15 protein-coding genes are annotated in these 15,774 nt (G+C 70.6%); 4 read left to right on the forward strand and 11 right to left on the reverse strand.

Going from position 1 to position 15,774, the window contains the following annotated elements:
- Positions 1–69: 69 nt before the first annotated feature.
- The 7 genes from tpiA to uvrC form a co-directional block, all read right to left on the reverse strand.
- Positions 70–855 (reverse strand): triose-phosphate isomerase, encoded by a 786-nt coding sequence (tpiA, locus tag QFW96_RS01930; RefSeq protein WP_281453714.1) that lies wholly within the window; start codon positions 853–855, stop codon positions 70–72.
- Complete coding sequence (locus QFW96_RS01935) at positions 855–2,057, reverse strand: phosphoglycerate kinase (RefSeq protein ID WP_281453715.1); 1,203 nt, start codon at positions 2,055–2,057, stop codon at positions 855–857. Before QFW96_RS01935 ends, tpiA begins: the two co-directional genes overlap by 1 nt.
- Positions 2,058–2,311: 254 nt before the next feature.
- Positions 2,312–3,322 carry a type I glyceraldehyde-3-phosphate dehydrogenase gene (gene gap, locus QFW96_RS01940; protein WP_093423841.1) on the reverse strand — a complete coding sequence of 337 codons (1,011 nt, stop codon included), beginning with the start codon at positions 3,320–3,322 and terminating at the stop codon, positions 2,312–2,314.
- Positions 3,323–3,769: 447 nt separating this feature from the next.
- The gene (gene whiA, locus QFW96_RS01945) at positions 3,770–4,756 is read right to left on the reverse strand and encodes a DNA-binding protein WhiA (protein ID WP_093423839.1); all 987 of its coding nucleotides are present in this window, start codon (positions 4,754–4,756) and stop codon (positions 3,770–3,772) included.
- The gene (locus tag QFW96_RS01950; RefSeq protein ID WP_281454023.1) at positions 4,747–5,703 is read right to left on the reverse strand and encodes a gluconeogenesis factor YvcK family protein; all 957 of its coding nucleotides are present in this window, start codon (positions 5,701–5,703) and stop codon (positions 4,747–4,749) included. The genes whiA and QFW96_RS01950 overlap by 10 nt, the downstream gene beginning before the upstream one ends.
- A 23-nt stretch (positions 5,704–5,726) precedes the next feature.
- Positions 5,727–6,605, reverse strand: coding sequence for an RNase adapter RapZ (gene rapZ / locus QFW96_RS01955; RefSeq protein WP_281453716.1), 879 nt, complete (start codon positions 6,603–6,605; stop codon positions 5,727–5,729).
- Positions 6,598–8,592, reverse strand: coding sequence for an excinuclease ABC subunit UvrC (uvrC, locus tag QFW96_RS01960; RefSeq protein WP_281453717.1), 1,995 nt, complete (start codon positions 8,590–8,592; stop codon positions 6,598–6,600). The genes rapZ and uvrC overlap by 8 nt, the downstream gene beginning before the upstream one ends.
- Before the next feature lie 136 nt (positions 8,593–8,728).
- On the opposite strand from uvrC, the gene QFW96_RS01965 reads away from it, so the two are divergent.
- Positions 8,729–9,697, forward strand: a complete 969-nt coding sequence (locus QFW96_RS01965; protein ID WP_281453718.1) for an MBL fold metallo-hydrolase — start codon at positions 8,729–8,731, stop codon at positions 9,695–9,697.
- Between the two features lie 84 nt (positions 9,698–9,781).
- On the opposite strand, the gene QFW96_RS01970 is transcribed toward QFW96_RS01965, so the two are convergent.
- The gene (locus QFW96_RS01970; protein WP_281453719.1) at positions 9,782–10,861 is read right to left on the reverse strand and encodes a glycoside hydrolase family 172 protein; all 1,080 of its coding nucleotides are present in this window, start codon (positions 10,859–10,861) and stop codon (positions 9,782–9,784) included.
- A 76-nt stretch (positions 10,862–10,937) separates the two neighbouring features.
- Positions 10,938–11,960 (reverse strand): beta/alpha barrel domain-containing protein, encoded by a 1,023-nt coding sequence (locus QFW96_RS01975; RefSeq protein ID WP_281453720.1) that lies wholly within the window; start codon positions 11,958–11,960, stop codon positions 10,938–10,940.
- Between the two features lie 124 nt (positions 11,961–12,084).
- Here QFW96_RS01975 and QFW96_RS01980 point away from each other — a divergent pair, with 124 nt between their 5' ends.
- The 3 genes from QFW96_RS01980 to QFW96_RS01990 all read left to right on the forward strand — a co-directional run bounded on the left by QFW96_RS01980 (position 12,085) and on the right by QFW96_RS01990 (position 14,519).
- Entirely contained in the window at positions 12,085–12,840 is a 756-nt protein-coding gene (locus tag QFW96_RS01980) for a DeoR/GlpR family DNA-binding transcription regulator (protein ID WP_281453721.1), read from the forward strand.
- Entirely contained in the window at positions 12,833–14,005 is a 1,173-nt protein-coding gene (locus QFW96_RS01985; protein WP_281453722.1) for an MFS transporter, read from the forward strand. Before QFW96_RS01980 ends, QFW96_RS01985 begins: the two co-directional genes overlap by 8 nt.
- 139 nt (positions 14,006–14,144) lie before the next feature.
- The gene (locus QFW96_RS01990; RefSeq protein WP_281453723.1) at positions 14,145–14,519 is read left to right on the forward strand and encodes an FKBP-type peptidyl-prolyl cis-trans isomerase; all 375 of its coding nucleotides are present in this window, start codon (positions 14,145–14,147) and stop codon (positions 14,517–14,519) included.
- Between the two features lie 251 nt (positions 14,520–14,770).
- On the opposite strand, the gene QFW96_RS01995 is transcribed toward QFW96_RS01990, so the two are convergent.
- Together QFW96_RS01995 and ribH are read right to left on the reverse strand one after the other, a co-directional pair.
- Positions 14,771–15,208, reverse strand: a complete 438-nt coding sequence (locus QFW96_RS01995; RefSeq protein WP_281453724.1) for a PH domain-containing protein — start codon at positions 15,206–15,208, stop codon at positions 14,771–14,773.
- The gene (gene ribH / locus QFW96_RS02000) at positions 15,205–15,705 is read right to left on the reverse strand and encodes a 6,7-dimethyl-8-ribityllumazine synthase (protein ID WP_281453725.1); all 501 of its coding nucleotides are present in this window, start codon (positions 15,703–15,705) and stop codon (positions 15,205–15,207) included. The genes QFW96_RS01995 and ribH overlap by 4 nt, the downstream gene beginning before the upstream one ends.
- Positions 15,706–15,774 lie beyond the last annotated feature (69 nt).

The following is a 15,774-nucleotide window of genomic DNA, read 5'->3' on the forward strand; positions in this document are numbered from 1 at the left end:
CTCGACGCGGAATTCACCCGAAACGACGAGAGGGCGCCACCGGGACCGGTGACGCCCTCTCGCTGCGGGTCACGGGATCGGGCCGCCCGCGGCCATCGCGGAGAGCTTGGCGAACTCGTCGGCGTTGAGGCTGGCCCCGCCGACCAGCGCGCCGTCGACGTCGGTCTGGCCGACCAGCTCGCCGATGTTGCTGGACTTCACCGAGCCGCCGTAGAGCACGCGGATCTCGTCGGCGATCTCCTTGCCGTACTTCTCCTCCAGCGCCTTGCGCAGCGCGCCGCAGACCTCCTGGGCGTCGGCGGCGGTGGCCACCTTGCCGGTGCCGATGGCCCACACGGGCTCGTAGGCGATGACGGCCTTGCGGACCTGCTCGGCCTTGAGGCCCTTGAGCCCGTCGATGAGCTGGGTGGTGCAGTGCTCGACGTGGCCGCCGGCCTCGCGGACGTCGAGGGCCTCGCCGACGCACAGGATGGGCGTCATCTCGTTCTTGAGGACCTGGCGGACCTTCTTGTTGACGATCTCGTCGGTCTCGGCGTGGTACTCGCGCCGCTCGGAGTGGCCGACGACGACGTAGGTGCAGCCGAGCTTGGCCAGCATGGGGCCGGAGACCTCACCGGTGTAGGCACCGGAGTCGTGCTGCGAGATGTCCTGCGCGCCGTGCTTGATCAGCAGCTTGTCGCCGTCGATCAGGGTCTGGACGCTGCGGATGTCGGTGAACGGCGGGATGACCGCCACCTCGACCTTGGCGAAGTACTTCTCCGGCAGCGCGAAGGCGAGCTTCTGCACCAGGGCGATGGCCTCGAGGTGGTTGAGGTTCATCTTCCAGTTGCCGGCGATGAGGGGCTGACGTGCCATCAGGCGTCACCTTCCAGGACCTGAACACCCGGGAGCTCCTTGCCCTCCAGGTACTCCAGCGACGCACCGCCGCCGGTGGAGATGTGCGAGAACCCGTCCTCGGGCAGGCCCAGGGTGCGCACGGCCGCGGCCGAGTCGCCGCCGCCGACGACGCTGAAGGCGTCGGAGTCGACGATGGCCTGGGCGATGCCGCGGGTGCCCTCGGCGAAGGCCGGGAACTCGAAGACGCCGGCCGGGCCGTTCCAGAACACCGTGCCGGAGCCGCGCAGGACCTCGGCGAACTGCTCGACGCTGCGCGGGCCGATGTCGAGGCCCATCCAGCCGTCGGGGATGGCGTCGGCGTCGACGGTCCGCTTGTCGGCGTCGGCGGCGAAGCGGTCACCGGCGACGATGTCGACGGGCAGCACGATCTTGTCGGCGGCCTCGGCGAGCAGCGCCTTGGTGTTGTCGATCTGGTCTTCCTGCAGCAGCGAGGAGCCGACGCCGTAGCCCTGGGCGGCCAGGAACGTGTAGGCCATGCCGCCGCCGATGAGCAGCTTGTCGACCTTGGGCAGCAGCGCCTTGATCACGCCGAGCTTGTCGGAGACCTTGGAGCCGCCGAGCACGACCGCGTAGGGGCGCTTGGCGTCGCCGGTGAGGGTGCGCAGCACCTCGACCTCGGCGAGCACGAGGCCACCGGCGTAGGCGGGCAGCTTCTTGGCGACGTCGTAGACGGAGGCCTGCTTGCGGTGCACGACGCCGAAGCCGTCGGAGACGAAGGCGGCGTTCTCGCCGACGAGCGCGGCGAGGTCGGCGGCCAGCGCTTCGCGCTCGGCGTCGTCCTTGCTGGTCTCGCGCGCGTCGAAGCGCACGTTCTCCAGCAGCGCGACGTCGCCGTCGGCCAGTCCGGCGACGGTGGACTTGGCGGAGTCGCCGACCAGGTCACCGGCGAGGGAGACGTCTGCGTGCAGCAGCTCGCCGAGGCGCCGGGCGACCGGGGCCAGCGAGTACTGCGGGTCGGGCTCGCCCTTGGGGCGGCCGAGGTGGGCGGTCACCACGACCTGCGCACCGGCGGCGCTGAGCTTGGAGATGGTCGGCAGGGAGGCGCGCACCCGGCCGTCGTCGGTGATCGTGTCGCTGTCCAGCGGCACGTTGAGGTCGGCGCGCACCAGGACGCGACGACCGCGGACGCCCTCGGACAGCAGATCGTCGAGGTTCTTCACGCTGCAAACTCCTCGTGAGACGGGAAGACCCGCATGAGCCGGACGAAATCGCTTCGGCTCATGCGGGTCTCCTTGGTCTTTCACCACCCTCGCAACTTGCACCGCCGCGGGTTCTCAGACGTCTTCTGGTGAGGACAGCCGTAGCGCCGTGTATTGGCCATACATCAGTCTCGGATCCCGGAGCCAGAAGGCGTCTGAGGTTCCGCTACCCGCACCGCTGCGCAAGCCGAGTGGTGGAATCCAATTCCCTGGCTTCAGGAAAGCTTCGAACCGACCAGGTTGACGAGGTCGGCGAGGCGGTTGGAGTAGCCCCACTCGTTGTCGTACCAGCCGACGATCTTGACCTGGTTGCCGATGACCTTGGTCAGCGGCGCGTCGAAGATCGTCGAGTGCGGGTCGGTGACGATGTCGCTGGAGACGATCGGGTCCTCGTTGTACTTGAGGATGCCCTTGAAGGAGCCCTCGGCGGCCGCGGCCTTGAAGGCCTCGTTGACGGACTCGACGGTGGCGTCCTTCTGCACGGTGGCCGTCAGGTCGGTGACCGAGCCGGTCGGCACCGGCACGCGCATCGCGTAGCCGTCGAGCTTGCCGTTGAGCTCCGGGATGACCAGGCCGATGGCCTTGGCGGCACCGGTGCTGGTGGGCACCACGTTGACCGCGGCGCCACGGGCGCGGCGCAGGTCCTTGTGCGGGCCGTCCTGCAGGTTCTGGTCCGCGGTGTAGGCGTGCACCGTGGTCATCAGGCCCTGCTCGATGCCGAAGGTGTCGTTGAGGACCTTCACCATCGGCGCGAGGCAGTTGGTGGTGCAGGAGGCGTTGGAGATGATGGTCTGCGTGCCGTCGTACTTGTCGTCGTTGGCACCCAGCACCACGGTCAGGTCCTCGCCCTTGGCCGGGGCCGAGATGATGACCTTCTTGGCGCCGCCCTCGTCGACGTGCTTGCGGGCGTCGGCGGCGTTGGTGAAGAAGCCGGTGGACTCGACGACGACGTCCACACCCAGGTCGCCCCACGGCAGCTTGCCCGGGTCGCGCTCGGCGAGGATCTTGATGAGCTTGCCGCCCACCTCGATGCCCTCACCGGTGACCTTCACCTCCTGGTCGAGACGACCCAGGATGCTGTCGTACTTGAGCAGGTGCGCCATGGTCGCGACGTCGCCCAGGTCGTTGGCGGCCACGATCTCGATGTCGTGATCGCTGGCGGTCGCCGCACGCCAGAAGTTCCGCCCGATCCGACCGAAGCCGTTGATGCCTACGCGAACGGTCACGCCGATCTCTCCTCGTGACTGACCCGGCCGATGACTTCGGCGGGTGAGTTGATGGTCTCGCGCTCACCCTATCTGCCTCGGCAGACCCCGCACGGGGGCGGTCGCGGGCCGTTGGCACCCGACCGGGCGAGCAGTGCCGAGGATACCCGCGAAACCCGATGTCGGGGGCGTCTTTGCAGTTCAGAAGCCCACGGTCGCCCCTGTCGGGATTGCGCCACCGGTGATCGGAATCTCTGCACCGGTTCGGCCGGTTTCAGCCGGTTCGGGGGTCGCGTTCTCGACGTGCGTCACCAGGGGACAGTTCTAGTGAGAACTGTCCGGACAAAACGGATATTGATCATGGGTGATTCGAGGAAAAACTGTCCCCTGGTGACGCACGTCGACAAAGCCCGGGCCCGACAGGAAGACGGATCCCCCTCGGAAACGCTTCCGAGGGGGATCCGGTGTTCAGGCTTCGGCTTCGAGCATCTCCGCGGTCACGGCGGACTCCGTGTCGGGCACTCCGAGCTCCCGGGCTCGCTTGTCGGCCATCGCCAGCAGGCGCCTGATCCGGCCGGCCACCGCGTCCTTGGTCATCGGCGGGTCGGCGAGCTGGCCGAGCTCCTCCAGCGACGCCTGCCGGTGGGCCAGCCGCAGCCGCCCGGCGACCGTGAGGTGGTCGGGGGCGTTCGGGCCCAGCAGGTCCAGGGCGCGCTCGACGCGGGCCGCCGAGGCGACCGCCGCGCGGGCCGAGCGGCGCAGATTGGCGTCGTCGAAGTTGGCGAGCCGGTTGGCGGTGGCCCGCACCTCGCGCCGCATCCGGCGCTCTTCCCAGGACAGCACGCTGGAGTGCGCGCCGAGCCTGGTGAGCAGCGCGCCGATGGCGTCGCCGTCGCGGACCACGACCCGGTCCGCGCCGCGCACCTCGCGCGACTTGGCCGACACGCCGATCCGGCGCGCGGAGCCGACCAGCGCCAGCGCGGCCTCCGGTCCCGGGCAGGTGACCTCCAGCGAGGAGGACCGGCCGGGCTCGGTGAGCGAGCCGTGCGCCAGGAACGCGCCGCGCCAGGCGGCCTCGGAGTCGCAGGCGCCGCCGGAGACCACGTGCGCGGGCAGGCCGCGCACGGGACGGCCGCGCGGGTCGAGCAGCCCGGTCTGCCGGGCCAGTCCCTCGCCGTCCTTGACCACGCGCACCACGTAGCGGGTGCCCTTGCGCAGCCCGCCCGAGGTGATCACGTGCACGTCGGAGTGGTGGCCGAACAGCTCGTGGATCTCCTTGCGCAGCCTGCGCGCGGTGGATCCGCTGTCCAGCTCGGCCTCGACCACCACCCGGCCGGCGACGATGTGCAATCCGCCGGCGAAGCGCAGCAACGACGAGACCTCCGCCCGTCGGCAGCACGTCTTGCTCACCGACAACCGGCTCAACTCGTCCTTGACCGCCGCGGTCATCGCCACTGGTCCCTCCTCCTCTCCAGTGCGGCCCGCAGGCTCGCCGCGAGCGCCTGCGGGTCGTGCCGTCCCGGCACGGCGGGCGCGGCGATCTCATCCAGCAAGGTCTGCGCGCCCAGTTTCGAGGCCGCCGAGCGCAACCGGTCCGGAGTCGGTACCGAGTCCACGTCGGCCAGCACGGCGTCGACCTTCAGCCGGGGCGCGTGTTGCGAGAGTACGTCGAGGTGCTGTTCGGGCGAGAAGCCCGCCGTCTCACCCGGCTGAGGGATGAGGTTGAGCACCACGAAGCGCTTCGCCGAGGTGGTCACCAGGGCCTCGTGCAGCTCCGGGACCAGCAGATGTGGCAGCACGCTGGTGAACCAGGAGCCCGGCCCGAGCAGCACCAGATCGGCGTCGGTGACGGCCTCCACGGCTTGCGGGCACGCGGTCGGCTGATCGTCTGAGTTGGCGTGCAATCGCACCTGTTTCACCCGACCGGGTGTACTCGCGAGGGCGACCTGGCCTCGGATGGTGCGCACCGAGTCCGGATCGGAGTCGAGCCCGACCACGTCGCCGATCATGTCCAGCGGCTCCGTCGACATCGGCAGCACTCGTCCTCGCACACCCAAGAGCCTGCACGCGTGGTCAAGCACCTCCACCGGGTCCTGCAGCACCTCCAGCAGCCCGGCGAGCAGCAGGTTCCCGACGGCGTGCCCGGCCAGCGCCCCGGACCCGCCGAAGCGGTGCTGGAACACCTCCGACCACAGCTGCCCCTCGTCACCGCCATCGGCCAGCGCCGCGAGGGCCTTGCGCAGGTCACCGGGCGGGAGCAGGCCGAGCTCGCGGCGCAGCCTGCCCGACGAGCCGCCGTCGTCGGCGACCGTGACCACGGCCGTGACGTCGGGGGTGATGCGCCGCAGCGCCGACAGCGAGGCCTGCAGGCCGTGCCCGCCGCCCAGCGCCACGACGCGCAGCGGGCGTTCCTCGTGCGAGCCCGTCACTCGCGCCCCAGGTCCCGGTGGACCGTCTTGACCATCATCCCGTCGTCCTCGGCGAGGCGGCGCGCCAGCTCCTCGACCAGCGCGACGCTGCGGTGCTTGCCGCCGGTGCAGCCCAGCGCCAGCGTCAGGTACCGCTTGCCCTCCCGGTGGTAACCGGCGCCGACCAACCGCAGCAGCTGCTGGTAGCTCTCCATGAACTCCTCGGCGCCCTCCTGGCCGAGCACGTAGTTGCGGACCTCCTCGTCGAGGCCGTTGAACTCGCGCAGCTCGGGGATCCAGAACGGGTTGGGCAGGAACCGGCAGTCCATGACCAGGTCGGCGTCCATCGGCAGGCCGTACTTGTAGCCGAAGGACAGCACGGTCACCCGCGTGCGGGTGCTGGCCTCGGTGCCGAAGGCATCCTCGATCTTGGTGCGCAGCTGGTGCACCGACAGACCGGTGGTGTCCAGCACCAGGTCGGCCTCCGAGCGCAGCCGCGACAGCAGCGAGCGCTCGGCGGCGATGCCGTCGGCCAGCCGGCCGTCGCCCTGCATCGGGTGCCCGCGGCGGACCTGCTCGAAGCGCCGGATCAGCACCTCGTCGGTGGCCTCCAGGAACAGCACCTTCGGCTTGTAGCCGCGGGCGTCGAGGTCCTTGATGACCGAGCCGAGGTCTTCGGTGAAGGCGCGGCTGCGCACGTCCATCACCACCGCGACGCGGGTGATCTGGCCGCTGGAGCGCGCGCCCAGCTCGACCATGGTGGCGATCAGTTCCGGCGGCAGGTTGTCCACCACGAACCAGCCGAGGTCCTCCAGGCACTTGGCCGCGGTGCTGCGGCCCGCTCCGGACAGGCCGCTGACGACGGCGACCTCGATGCCCGAATGCTCGTCACTCACTTTGTTCCCCTTGCTTTCCGGCTGTCCCTTCGGCCAGCGCCGCGTGCACGGTCTCCGCGGTGCTGCGGCCGATCCCGGGTACCGCCACGATGTCCTCGACCGAGGCCTGGCGAAGTCTCTTCACCGAGCCGAAGTGCTTGAGCAGCGCCGCGCGACGAGTCTCGCCGAGACCCGGGATGGAGTCCAATGTGGATCCCGTCATCCGCTTGCCGCGCTTGGCGCGGTGATAGCTGATGGCGAAGCGATGCGCCTCGTCGCGGACGCGCTGCAGCAGGTACAGGGCCTCGCTGGTGCGCGGCAAGATCACCGGATCGGGGTCGTTGGGCAGCCACACCTCTTCGAGGCGCTTGGCCAGTCCGATCACGGCCACGTCGGTGATGCCCATCTCGGTCAGCGCGTCGGAGGCGACGTTGGCCTGCGGCCCGGCGCCGTCGATGACCAGCAGGTTCGGCGGGTAGGCGAACTTCTTCGGCCGCCCGGTCTCCGGGTCGAGCGGGCTGGCGCCCTCCCCCTCCGGAGCGACGTCGTGGGGAGCGGCCTCGCTCGGGGCCGCTTCCTTCGCGGTCTCGCTGAGGTAGCGGGCGAAGCGGCGGCGCACGACCTCGTCGATCGAGCCCACGTCGCCGCCCTCGGCGCCCTCGCGGACCTCGAAGCGCCGGTACTCGGACTTGCGCGGCACGCCGTCCTCGAAGACCACCAGCGAGGCCACCACGTCGCTGCCCTGCACGTGGCTGACGTCGATGCACTCGATCCGCAGCGGCGCGGTGTCCAGGGCGAGGGCTTCCTGCAGCTCCTGCAGCGCCGCCGAGCGCGCGGTGAGGTCACCGGCGCGGCGCAGCTTGTACTGCTGGAACGCCTCCTTGGCGTTGCGCTCCACGGTTTCCATCAACGCACGCTTATCACCGCGCTGCGGCACGCGCAGGCTGACGCGGCTGCCGCGCAGCTCGCCGAGCCAGCCGGCGATGGTCTCGGAGTCCTCGGGCAGCTCGGGCACCAGCACCTCGCGCGGCACCGGGCTGCCCCCGGCGTCGGCCTGGTCGGCCAGTGCCGCCTGCTCGCCGTAGAACTGGGTGAGGAACTGGGAGGTCAGCGCCGAGGTGTCCATCTGCTCGGCCTTGTCGATCACCCAGCCGCGCTGGCCGCGCACCCGGCCGCCGCGGATGTGGAAGACCTGCACGGCGGCGGCGAGCTCGTCCTCGGCGAAGGCCACCACGTCGGCGTCGGTGCCGTCGCCGAGCACCACGGCCTGCTTCTCCATCGCGCGGCGCAGCGCTTCGAGGTCGTCGCGCAGCCGTGCGGCGCGCTCGAACTCCAGCTCCGCCGAGGCGGCCTGCATCTGCTTGTCGAGCTTGCGCATCAGCTGGTCGGTCTGACCGGCCAGGAAGTCGCAGAAGTCCTCGACGATGCCGCGGTGCTCCTCGGCGCTGACCCGGCCGACGCAGGGCGCCGAGCACTTGCCGATGTAGCCGAGCAGGCACGGGCGACCGATCTGCGAGTGCCGCTTGAACACCCCGGACGAGCAGGTGCGCGCGGGGAACACCCGCAGCAGCAGGTCGAGCGTCTCCCGGATCGCCCAGGCGTGGGCGTAGGGGCCGAAGTAGCGGACGCCTCGCTTGCGCGGGCCGCGGTAGACGTGCAGCCGCGGGTACTCCTCGTGCAGCGTCACCGCCAGCACCGGGTAGGACTTGTCGTCGCGGTAGCGGACGTTGAACTTGGGGTCGTACTCCTTGATCCAGGAGTACTCCAGCTGCAGCGCCTCGACCTCGGTGCCCACCACCGTCCACACGACTCCGGTGGCGGTGGTGACCATCTGCCGGGTGCGCGGGTGCAGCCCGGCGAGGTCGGCGAAGTACGAGGAAAGCCTGCTGCGCAGGCTCTTCGCCTTGCCGACGTAGATCACGCGCCCGGCGGCGTCGTGGAAGCGGTAGACGCCCGGGGCGTCCGGGATCGTGCCTGGTGCTGGTCGGTAGGTGGACGGGTCGGCCACGCCTCCAGCCTACGTGCGAGCCCCGACGGGCCGCGTCGGCGGCCTCGCACCACGAGCGGTGCGGATCGGTGCACACTGTGATCACGGGTCACTTGGGTGGCCCCGCGATCCGTCACACGCCGCCGGGAGGTCCGAGTTGAGCTACGCCAACACCAGTCCCGACCGAGGCAACCCCGACCGATCCGCCCCCGACCGCGCTTCGCTCGCCGAAGTCGGACCCGGTGTGCACGCCTGGCTGCAGCCGGACGGGTCGTGGTGGATCAACAACGCGGGCGCGGTGCTCACCGACGAGGGCATCGTGCTCGTCGACACCTGCGCGACCGCCGAGCGCACCCGGCGCTTCCTCGACGCGGTCCGCGAGGCGGGCTCGGACGCGCCGATCCGCTTCGCGGTCAACACCCACCTGCACGGCGACCACACCCACGGCAACGCGCTGCTGCCGGACTCCACCGTCCTCATCGGACACGCGGCGACCCGGGACGGCATCCTGGCCGACACGCTGCTGCAGCAGCCGCCGCCGGTGTGGGAACCCGTTCCGCGGTGGGAGATCAGCGAGCACCGCGCCCCGTCCGTGGTGCTGCGCGACTCGCTGACACTGCACCTGGGCGAGCGCGCGATCGAGCTGCACCACCCGGGTTTTCCCGCCCACACCCCCGGCGACGTCGTGGCCTGGGTGCCGGATGCGGCGGTGCTGTTCAGCGGCGACCTGCTGTTCCACGGCGTGACGCCGCTGGTGTTCATGGGCTCGGTGGAGGGCGCGCTGAAGTCGCTGGAGTGGCTGGCCGGATTCCGGCCCACGGCGGTGGTCCCGGGGCACGGGCCGACGCTTCCGGGCTCGGCGCTCCCCCGCGTCCTGGAGGACCACGCCCGCTACTACCGCTTCGTCCTCAACACCGCCCGCAAGGGGCGCATCGACGGCCTCGGCCCGCTGGAAGCCGCGCAGCGCTGCGACCTCGGCGAGTTCGCCAACTGGCCGGACGCCGAGCGCATCGTGCTCAACCTGCACCGCGCCTACGCCGAAGCCGACGACCGCGACGTGGACCTCGCAGCGGCCTTCACCGACGCGGTCACCTACAACGGCGGCCCCCTCACCACCCACGTCTGACCCGACCCCCGGGCCCCACCGGGTCGCACGATCTCAATGGAGATCAGGGATCCGATTTCCATTGAGATCGTGCGACCTCCGGTATCAGAGGGGACGCGGGATGCGGTCCTGGACCGGGGCGAGGGTGACCGGCAGGGCCGGGAGGGTCTGGTACCAGTAGGCCGTCGAGGAGACGTCGTCGGAGCGCTTGTTGGCGTGCCCGTGCTCGATGGTGGCCTTGATCGAGCGGTCGAAGACGATCGGGTCCTCGACGTGGAAGCGGTAGTAGGACACCTGGCCGCTCCAATTCTCCCCACCGGGCATGGTGATCCCGTGGTACGGCCCGTGGAACTCCTGGTTCGGGCACCAGGCGGTGTTGAAGTAGTCCTCGGTGCCGGTGCCGTGCAGCCGCGGCGGCCAGGGCTCGCCGTCGATGAAGAACATGTCGTCGCCCTCGCCGTACCAGTTCCACTCGCCGGTCTCGCGCAGGTTGTGCACGTTGAGGACGGTGCCGACGTAGTGGCCGCGCCCCTCGGCCTCCAGCATCACGAAGTTGCCCGCGCCGTCGGTGTTGTGGCCGCCGAAGAGGAACTCCTCGTTGGTCTGGTCGCCCTGCGGCACGCCGTCGGTGGGGTTCTGCCGCCGCCACTGCGCGTGGAAGTAGGCCAGCTCCGGGTCGGGTTCGGGGTAGCTCTCGTAGTCGACGTAGAAGTAGAACGTCACCGGTTTGACGCTCATCTCGCTGATCAGCTCGACCCGCGCACGACCGGCGAAGGGCATCGCGAACCAGCAGTTGAAGCCCTTGCCGTCCTGCGGGCTCATCTGCAGCGGCGCGGAGCTGAAGTTGACGCTGCGGGCGTGCCCGACGCCGAAGAAGTCGCCCAGGGGCACCAGCACCGCCGGGTGCGGCTGGTCGTCCCAGGTGATCCGCAGGACGAGCCTGCGCAGGTAGTCGGCCTCCAACTCGGCGGGCTCGCCGACGTGGTCGAGCGCGACGGTGCACCAGATGTGCGTGATCACCCCGGGCCCGGGGATGTCGGCGAGCACCCGGGTCTCACCCGGCATCACGCGCACGTTGTCCTGGTTGCCACCGGAGGTGTCCCAGCTGGACGCCCTGCCGCGACGCGTCGCCCGCAGCCGCGGCAGGTCCCTCAGACTGCTCCCGAAATCCCCGTAACCGGCCACAACGGCCTCCCCAGTCGGCAGACATCAGTGTCGTTGATCACTGTCTACCATCCCGGGCGCGCCTGTCGCCCCGGTTTCACCGAGCCGGGGGCGTGTAGTTCTCGATGCGTCGCAACAGGTTCCGGATGCGGGCGCCGTAGATCGGCGAGAGGGCGTAGCCCGGGTAGCTGGCGAACCAGCTGGCGCTGCCCAGGCTCACCGCGTCGGCACCGGCCCAGAAGTACTCGCGGCAGTCGTCGAAGCTGCGGATGCCGCCGGTGGCGATGATCGGCAGCGTCACGTCGGCGTCGCGCAGCTCCTTGACCACCCGCAGCCCGATCGGCTTGATCGCGCGGCCGGACAGCCCGCCGAAACCGTTCTTGAGCAGCGGCGTCCCGGTCTCGGGGTCCAGCCGCAGGCCCTTGACGGTGTTGATCGCGGTGAGCGCGGACACGCCGTGCTCGGCGGCCAGCCGCGCGTGGGCGACGTAGTCGTAGTCGGGCGAGAGCTTGAGGATGACCGGGTGGTTGCTGCGCGGCACGGCCTCGGCCAGCACGCCCTCGATGATCTGGTTGAAGTCGAAGTTGACGTTGTGGCAGGAGACGTTGAACTCCAGCGCGGCGATCTCGCCTGCGGGCACGGCCTCGTTGACCTTGTCGACCAGGGTCACGAACTCCTCGGCGGAGAAGCCGCCGATCGACATGATCGTGTTCTGCGAGCGGGTGCGCGGGTAGTAGTCGCGCAGGTAGGCGTCGATGCCGACGTTGCACCAGCCGAAGGCGTTGAGCCAGCCGCCGTCGACCTGCCGCAGGGCCTGGCCGTAGCGCTTGAGCAGGCCGGGCAGCTCGCGCAGCTCCCAGTCGTCCTTGGTGGTGAAGTGGCCTTCGCGGGGTTCGACGGTGACGGTGCGGGTGGTGACGGCGCCGAAGCGCTCCAGCGGCACGAAGTTCGAGATCGGGCTCATGCCGTAGGGGATGACCTTGTTGTTGGCCACGCCGTAGCCGAGCAGGCTGGACGAGGTGACCAGGCGGTTGCGGAGCCGGATGTCGCCCAGCCGCACACCGGGCTCGGCGCTCTCGTCCCGCACCAGATGAAGGTTGCGCTCCTGGGCCACGCTCACGATTCCTCCTACTGCACCCCGTCGACCGGCCGCCGTCCATTGTCCCCCACGACGGGGCTCGCCCCCATGCGGGTTCGCACACACGTGTTTGCGATTCGAACACGATTCCTGTTCGATAGAACACGTGGAGAGTTCAGAACGCAGCCGGATCATCATCGATCGGCTCCGGCAGGCCGAGCGGGTGACCGTCGCCGAGCTCGCCGCCGCCACCGGGTGCTCGGAGATGACGATCCGCCGCGATCTCGACCAGCTCGCCGAGGAGGGCGTGCTGCGGCGGGTGCGCGGCGGCGCGGTGAGCTACCTGCGCGGCCAGTCCGCCCCGTTCTCGCTGCGGGAGCGCGACTCGGCGGAGGTCAAGCAGCGGCTGGCCGCCGAGGTCGACTCGCTCATCGCCGACGGCGAGTCGGTCATCGTCGACAGCGGCTCCACGACGCTGGAGGTCTCCCGCCGCCTGGCCGGGCGCCGGGTGACCGCGATCCCGCTGGACATGCACTCGGCGAACGCGCTGAGCAACGCGCCCGAGGTCGAGCTGCTGCTGCCGGGCGGCCGCGCCAAGCCCGGCGAGCTGTCGTTCGTCGGCCACCTGACGGAGAACTCGCTGCGCGCCCTGCGGGTCGACACCACCGTGCTCGGGGTGTGCGGCCTGTCGGCGGCGCGCGGCCTGACCGCGCACGACCTGGAGGAGGTCCCCATCAAGAACGCCGCCACCGATGCCGCGCAGCGCGTGATCGCGGTGTGCCACGGCGCCAAGTTCGCCCGCACCGGGCTGGGTTTCGTGTGCCCGGCGACGAGCCTGGACGTGGTGGTCACCGACCGCAGCGCCCCGGCCGAGATGCTCGCCGAGCTGGAAGCGGCCGGGGTGGAGGTGCGCGTTGTCTGAGACCCTTTCCGCCCCACCGCTTTCCGCGCGACGCGCGCGCTGGGGCACGATCGGGTACTTCGTGGCCACAGGTGCGGCGCTGGGGACCTGGACCTCGCGGATCCCTGCGATCAAGCAGGACCTCGGGCTCGACGACGGTCGGATGACGATCGCGCTGTTCGCGATCGCCGTCGGGTCGGTGCTGGCGATGCAGGTCGTCGGGCACCTCGCCGACCGCTTCGGCAGCGCCCGGGTGCTCGGCCCGGCCGGTCTGGCGATGGCGGCGAGCCTGCTCGTGCCCGGCTTCGCCGGCTCGCTGCCGGTGCTGGTGGCCGGGCTGGTGCTGTTCGGCGCCGGGCACGGCGTGGTCGACGTGGCGATGAACGCGCACTCGATGCAGGTGCAGCGCCAGTACGCGAAACCGATCGTGATCACCTTCCACGCGCTGTTCAGCGTCGGCGGGCTGATCGGTTCGGGCGTCGGCGCGGTGGCCGCGCAGCTCGGCACGCCCGTGCCGCTGCACTTCGCACTGGCCGCGCTCGGGCTCGCGGTGCTGGTGGAGGCCTCCCGGCGACGGCTGCTGCCCGCAGAACCGCACCGGACGAGCGGTGAGCGGGAGCGGGCGCGCGGCATCTCACCGGCGATCCTGCTGCTGGGGGTGCTGGCGTTCAGCTGCTCGCTCGGCGAGGGCTCGATGGCCGACTGGTCGCCGCTGTACCTGCACGACGAGCTGCGCACGAGCCCGGCGATCGCGGCGATCGGCTACGCGGTGTTCTCCACGATGATGGCCGTCTGCCGGTTCCTCGGCGACCACCTGGTGGCCCGGTTCGGGCCGGTGGCGCTGGTGCGCACCTGCGGGCTCATCGCGGGCGTCGGCATGGGCGCGGGGCTGCTCGCGCACCACCCGGTCGCGGCGATCACCGGCTTCGCGCTGTTCGGCATCGGCCTGTCGTGCATCATCCCGCAGGTCTTCAGCGCCGCCGGCACCCGCGACCCGGCCCGCGCCGGGCGCGACCTCGCCCAGGTCAGCACCCTCGGCTACGGCGGCCTCCTGGCGGGCCCGGTCGTCATCGGCGTCATCACCCACTGGACCGACCTCACCACCGCTCTCCTGATCCCGGCGGCGTTGGCCCTGGTCGTAGCCCTAGCAGCCCCCATCGTCCGCCCCCGCCCCGCCGCGGGGTGAACGATTTCAATGGAAGTCGGGCCCCTGACTTCCATTGAGATCGGGGCTTCCCGGGCGGGAGGTGCGGGGTCGCGGTGCTCCGGGGGTGGCGTGCGACCACAATGGTCGGTGAACGTTCCCGAACTTCTAGGAGCACTTCGTGAGCAACGAGAAGCCCGTCGTGGAGGCCCCCACCGGCGAGCCGTCGCCGGAACTGGTGATCGAGGACCTCATCGTCGGCGACGGCCCGGAGGCCAAGGCAGGCGACCAGGTGTCGGCGCACTACGTCGGCATCTCCCACAGCACCGGCAAGGAGTTCGACGCCAGCTGGAACCGCGGTCAGCCGCTGGACCTGAAGCTCGGCTCCGGCATGGTCATCGAGGGCTGGGACAAGGGCCTGCAGGGCATGAAGGTCGGCGGCCGCCGTCGCCTCTCGATCCCGCCGCACATGGGCTACGGCCCCCGCGGCGTCCCCGGCGTCATCGCCCCCAACGAAACCCTCATCTTCGTCTGCGACCTCGTCTCCGCGGGCTGAGCACGCACCACCCGGGTTACTCCGGTAATCCGCGACCCGATTACGGCGGTAATCCGTGTTCGCACCCGGAATACCGCCGTAATCCGTGACCCGAATACCGCCGTAATCCGTGACCCGGGAACGGCCGTATTCCGTGGCCCCGGGAACGCCGTGAGCCGGGCAAGGGGCGGGAGAGGTCGGTGGGCCAGATGTGGGAGAACCCCGGTGGTCGCGGGTGCGATCACCGGGGTTCTTCGTGCGTTCCGACCTGGTCAGGCGTCGATGGTGCGGCGGAGTTCGCGGAGCCGGCGCATGGCCGCGACCGCGTGGTCGCCGTCGGTGGCCTGGACGGCCATGATCGGGACGTACTCGTCGTCCGGGAGCTCGACGCGGGCCCACGGGGCGCCGTCGGGGAACGTGACGCCCTGCACCAGGTCCCACGAGACCCGCTGGGTGCCGATGATGTTGCGGATCTCCAGCCCGTCGGCGTCGGCGCGCAACCGAGGCCGGGTCAGCAGCATGACGCCCCCGGCCAGCAGCAGACCGAGGAAGCCCATCGCGACCTGGTCGGCGACGGTGAAGATCGCGCCCGTCGGGGTGTCCCGCAGCAGCGTTCCGACCAGCGCGAACACCACGACCAGCACGATCGCGATCGGGATCGCCACCCGCCGGACCTTGCGCGGGCGCACCTCCACCGTCGCGGCGCTCACAGGAACCCCCGGTCGCCGTCGACGCCGCCGCGCAGCTCGCGCAGCACCAGCGCCGTCTCCAGCGCGGCCGCGGTGGCCTCGAATCCCTTGTCCTCGACGGAATCGGCGAACCCGGCGCGGGCCACGGCCTGCTCCAGGTCGTCGGTGGTGAGCACGCCGTTGCCGATGGCGGTGGACTCGTCCAGCGCCACCCGGGTCAGGCCCTGGGTGACCGAGTCGCACACGTACTCGAAGTGCGGGGTGCCGCCGCGGATGACCACGCCCAGCGCCACCACCGCGTCGTGCGAGTGCGCCAGCTGCTGGCACACCACCGGCAGCTCCACCGAGCCAGGCACGCGCACCACGGTCGGCTCGGCGATGCCGGCTTCCTTGGCCGCCTCGACCGCCCGGTCGAGCATCTGGTCCACCAGCTTCTCGTGCCAGCGGATCGCCGCGATCCCCAGCTTCAGATCCCCGGCCTGCGGAACCGCGACCCTGGGCCGACCTTCCCCACTCATACTTGCTCCGCCTCTCCCGGTTCCGCCTCTCCGCGCTTTTCAGTGGTGGTCGCGTCCCAGGACAACCTA

It is taken from the genome of Saccharopolyspora ipomoeae, from assembly GCF_029952525.1.
Taxonomy (GTDB): domain Bacteria; phylum Actinomycetota; class Actinomycetes; order Mycobacteriales; family Pseudonocardiaceae; genus Saccharopolyspora; species Saccharopolyspora ipomoeae.

Bases quoted from the DNA above. Each gene is read 5' to 3' on its own strand.
- ribH (WP_281453725.1), bottom strand. From the start codon at position 15,705: ATGAGTGGGGAAGGTCGGCCCAGGGTCGCGGTTCCGCAGGCCGGGGAT.
- tpiA (WP_281453714.1), bottom strand. From the start codon at position 855: ATGGCACGTCAGCCCCTCATCGCCGGCAACTGGAAGATGAACCTCAAC.